This window comes from Sulfurihydrogenibium yellowstonense SS-5 (assembly GCF_000173615.1).
GTDB lineage: Bacteria > Aquificota > Aquificia > Aquificales > Hydrogenothermaceae > Sulfurihydrogenibium > Sulfurihydrogenibium yellowstonense.
The window spans coordinates 1-4,645 of record NZ_ABZS01000141.1; the positions used below are offsets into that span (position 1 = coordinate 1).

The window sequence follows — 4,645 nt, forward strand, 5'->3', positions numbered from 1 at the left end:
ATTACATTAATTTCTGTATGGGCAACAGGTAATAATATCTCCATTTTTCTCCTTTTAAATGTTTTGAGTTTTAGAAAGATTAAATATTATGCTTTATCCAGGAAAGAAATTTCAAGCTTCTACATAAGAATCTGAAATAAATCTTTATTCATGATAAAATATATTTAAATAAACACCTTAGGTGAGAAACTAGCGGTTTTTATAGAATTTAAAAAGAGATCCATCGGACTTGGTCCTCAGGATGACGAAGAAAACTTGTAATTAACTAAGGAGAACCTTATTTGTCATTCTGAGCGAAGCGAAGAATCTCATGTTTTTATTAAATTTCTCACCCGATGTATGATAGAATATATTTAAATCAACTTATAAAATACCTTGGATGAGAAGTTAGAGATTTTTATAAAATTTAGATAAGAAGACCTTTCAGTCTTCTACTTCAGGATGACAGTCAAAAGTTGATTGATAAGCAGCAGAGAAAAAGTCGCCTTGTCTGTCATTCTGAGCTAAGCGAAAAATCTAATGCTTTTATTAAATTTCTCATCCGACGTATGAATTTGAAAATATTAAATTTGTAAGGCTTTAAACTTTAAATATTAACGTTTGAGGTAGAAGATGGAAAGAAAAACGATTAAAGCAGTATTAGAAGAAAATCATTTAAATCTTAATGATAATGCCGTTTTACTTTTTGATAAATTAGGATTAGATAAATCAGTTTTAACTAAGCTTGAAGATGCTTATGGAAAATCAGATAAAATGTCCAAATCTAAACACAATACAGTTGACCCGGATGAGATGGTTAAAAAGTATGGTGCTGACACTGTTAGGCTTTACACACTATTTGCTGCACCTCCAGAAAACAATTTTGATTGGACAGAAAGCGGAATAGAAGGAGCTCATAGATTTGTAAAAAGGCTATTTTATTACATTTCAGAAAATTTAGACATTGTTAAAAATGTATCTTACAGTGAAGAAGATTTTAAAAATCTTTCACAAGAAAGTCTAAATATAAGAAAAAAACTTCATCAAACCATTAAAAAAGTAAGAAACGATATAGAAAGGTTTCAGTTTAACACAGCCATTGCTTCCATGATGGAGCTCTTGAATACCCTTTATGATTATAAAGAAAAAAATCCAAAAGTATTAAGAGAAGTCTTTGAAAAATTTATTCTTTTAATCTCTCCATTTACTCCATTTATGGCTGATTATCTATGGAAACAGCTTGGAAATAAAGGATATACTATACAACAACCATTCCCAAACTATGATGAAAGTTTATTAGTAGAAAAAGAAAGAGAAATTCCGGTCCAGATAAATGGCAAATTAAGAGCAACAATCAAAGCTCCTGTAGATGCTTCTCAGGATGAAGTTTTAAACATCGCTTTAAAAGATGAATCTGTTAAAAAATGGATTGAAGGAAAAGAGATTGTTAAAACTGTATTTATTCAAGGGAAGATTTTAAACATTGTTGTTAAGTAAAATTTTTGAGAAATAAGACTACTCTAAAAATCAACACCGCCTTTAGAATGGCTTGGTAAAGGGAGCGTCTTCCACTCCCTCTCGCTTTTTTTATTACTTCCAAACTCCGGCTATTGGAGTATTGCATTTAGGACATTTTCCGTCTACCAAATGATTAGAAACATATTGTCCAACATAACCCGTTCTATCAATAACTTTAAAGCCACAGCTTGGACAGTATGTTGATTCTCTGTCTTCATCCAAAACATTACCAACATAAACATAATTCAAGCCTTCTTCCTTGCCTATTTCATAGGCTTCTTTTAATTTTTCTATTGGTGTAGGTGGTCTATCTAACATTTTATACATTGGATAAAATCTTGATACATGCCATGGTATATTTTTATCTATAGATGCAATAAATCTTGCAATATCCCTTAACTCTTCTTTGCTATCATTTTCTCCCGGAATTATGAGAGTAGTTATCTCTATCCAAATTCCTTGTTTATAAGTGTATTCAATTGCGTCTAAAACAGGTTTTAATCTTGCTCCGCAAATTTCTCTGTAAAATCTATCTGTGAATGCCTTCAAATCTATATTTGCTGCATCTAAGTACGGCTTAATCGTATCGATAGCTTCCTTAGTTTCATACCCAGAGCTTACAAATACAGTTTTTATACCATTTTGCTTTGCTAATTTAAATGTATCATAAGCATATTCAAAAACTACGACCGGCTCGTTGTAAGTAAATGCAATTGATGGTATTTTTCTTGTTTTTGCAATATTTACGATTGTTTCCGGCATTAATGTAGTTCCGAAAACTTCATAGTTATGTTCTTGAGGATACTGTGATATCTCAAAATTTTGGCAAAACTTACAGCTAAAATTACATCCTACTGTTCCTACAGATAAAATTTCTGTTCCCGGAAAAAAGTGGAATAATGGCTTTTTCTCTATTGGGTCCGTATTAAAAGCAGCAGCAAGACCATAAGCAGTAAGATATAGGTCTCCATTTTCATTTTTTCTTATTCCGCATTTTCCATACTCTCCAACACCAAGAACACATCTTTGATTACATGCCTTACATAAAACTTTATTTTCTTTTCTTTTTTCAGACATCCAAGCTAAAGCTTTCATATTTGCCCCTCTTTTGTTTAAAATGATATATAAATATATGCTAAAATAAAATCTAAAAAAGGAACGAGTATGGGAATATTTGGAGGTAAAAAACAAAAGGAAAGTGTAAAACCGGAAAAAGAAGAAGCTTTAGACTTAAGATGGGATAAATACTATCTAAATAAAAGTATAAAGATAGATGATTTAGGCGAGATAGAATTTATCTCCAAGTCTTTACTAAGATTAAGAACAGATAAAAAAACTAATCTTATTCAAGAAGGAATAACTAAATCTATTAAGATAAATGGCAAAGAGTATAAATGCTTAGTTTTGGAAATAACCGAAAGAAAGATAGACTTGGCATTCAAAGAAGAGTTTGAAGATATTGAATTTATAAAAGAAAATACAAGATTTATAGAAAGCTATAAAACATCAAAAAAGTATACAATTACAGACAAAGAGATTGAAGGTATTAGAATATCTCAAGATTTTATCAATGCCATAAATCTTCTTTCGGAAGTAGATGACCCAAATACAGATGCAGAAAACTTATCTTTCATAATAAATCAAATTCCACCTTTAAAGAATAAAATTATAGAAGAAGCAAACAAAGCTTCTGAAAATGTTTTAGAAGAAATAAAAGATTTATCTACAGCCATAGCAAGACTTGGTATGGATAAAATAAGAAAGTTATGCTACCAGTATTTTGACCTATTTGTAGCAACTTATAAAAACCCAATGGAAAATTTTGAAAGTTTTAATCAGTTTAATATAACTAAAGTCCAAGCTTTTAAAAAATTCGCTCCTTATATACCTTTTCAACCAAAAAGAAAATTGGGATTATTATTACTACTTTTAGAGAACGTTTCATCTATAGCAAATTTATTTGTAGAAAAAGATTCTAATTACAAAAGTATATTAAAAAATGCTCTTAAATTTTATTCTTACCCTTTAAGAATATATGAAAAATATCTATTTGGAGAGGACTATTTATCTTTAAATGAAAGATTCTTAGAAAGAAAATTTAAAATACTATTAGAAGTAAATGATAGCTACAAATTAGCACATCTTTTATTAAATCCAATGTTGTCTCTAAAACAGGAGCCTTTAAACCTTTCTAATAGAAATCTAAAAAGAGCATACCTTTACTATTTAGTTTTCTTAGCAGTTAATTTTTTGGTCTATAATGACAAAAAAAGTGGATTTATTTTATACAACAGGTTAAAAAGATTTGGAATGTCTGTAAACGAATCGACAGATTTTCTTAATGAAATCGTTTTCTACGTGAATAAAATTCTAACAGCTTTAAAAATAAAACCTTACTTAAGAACTCCATCGCCTGCAAACTACACCATATCTTGTAAAAAAAATTTTCCAGAAAGTGGAGATTTTATAGACTTAATGGAGGCATTTAAAAAGCTTGGCAGTGGGAAATTTAAAAGATTAGCTTTAAGACATCAGGATTCTAAATTTGCAGGACTTTTATTAAACTATCTGATAAATGACCCAGAAATCGGATTACATGATAAGTCTTTTATAATAATTCCTTCGGAAGAAATTCAAAACCCTGACAGTCTTTTGATAGAGAACTTAGCAGGCTTTGACATAGTTTATTTTAAAAACATAGATAATCTCTCTCCTGTTATTTATAGAGAATTTTACAAAATTTGGAAAAATTTTGAGGGTATAATTATTGCAGATTACTCTTATTATAGCTTTATAGATTTTGACCCAACTAAAATCCAGATTTTCCATATAATAAAAGAAAATAAAATTGATATACCGCTTTTGACAGAAAACCAAAAGGCTTATGATTTCTTAAAGGAACAAGCTAAAAATATGTATATTGAGCTTTTTGAAAAAACAGACTTTAAAAACCTTGACAAGATAGAAAGCAATCTGTATGATTTAGAATCCGCTTTTTTGATGCTTTTGGACTAAATTTTTTTATGATATAATATTTGGTCTATTTTGAGAAAAGGAGGTTTTGATATATGTATGCAATAGTAAAAACAGGTGGAAAGCAGTATAAAGCTGAACCGGGAAGATTATTAAAAGTAGAAAAACTATGTGC

At 29.4% G+C, this 4,645-nt stretch carries 4 protein-coding genes; 3 read left to right on the top strand and 1 reads right to left on the bottom strand.

Translation table 11 applies throughout. The features are described from left to right. Positions 1 to 612: 612 nt before the first annotated feature. A complete protein-coding gene (locus SULYE_RS06205; protein WP_007547627.1) occupies positions 613 to 1,476 on the top strand; it encodes a class I tRNA ligase family protein in 864 nt (287 codons plus the stop codon). Between the two features lie 93 nt (positions 1,477 to 1,569). Here the strand turns inward: SULYE_RS06205 and amrS are convergent, their stop codons facing one another. Further along, complete coding sequence (gene amrS, locus SULYE_RS06210) at positions 1,570 to 2,592, bottom strand: AmmeMemoRadiSam system radical SAM enzyme (protein WP_007547628.1); 1,023 nt, start codon at positions 2,590 to 2,592, stop codon at positions 1,570 to 1,572. A gap of 69 nt (positions 2,593 to 2,661) precedes the next feature. Between amrS and SULYE_RS06215 the strand changes: the two genes are divergently transcribed. After that, positions 2,662 to 4,512 carry an HDOD domain-containing protein gene (locus tag SULYE_RS06215; protein ID WP_007547630.1) on the top strand — a complete coding sequence of 617 codons (1,851 nt, stop codon included), beginning with the start codon at positions 2,662 to 2,664 and terminating at the stop codon, positions 4,510 to 4,512. Between the two features lie 53 nt (positions 4,513 to 4,565). Next, the coding region (locus SULYE_RS06220) for a bL21 family ribosomal protein (RefSeq protein ID WP_043989184.1) at positions 4,566 to 4,645 on the top strand (80 nt) is incomplete at its 3' end.

Bases quoted from the DNA above. Each gene is read 5' to 3' on its own strand.
- SULYE_RS06205 (WP_007547627.1), top strand. From the start codon at position 613: ATGGAAAGAAAAACGATTAAAGCAGTATTAGAAGAAAATCATTTAAAT.
- amrS (WP_007547628.1), bottom strand. From the start codon at position 2,592: ATGAAAGCTTTAGCTTGGATGTCTGAAAAAAGAAAAGAAAATAAAGTT.
- SULYE_RS06215 (WP_007547630.1), top strand. From the start codon at position 2,662: ATGGGAATATTTGGAGGTAAAAAACAAAAGGAAAGTGTAAAACCGGAA.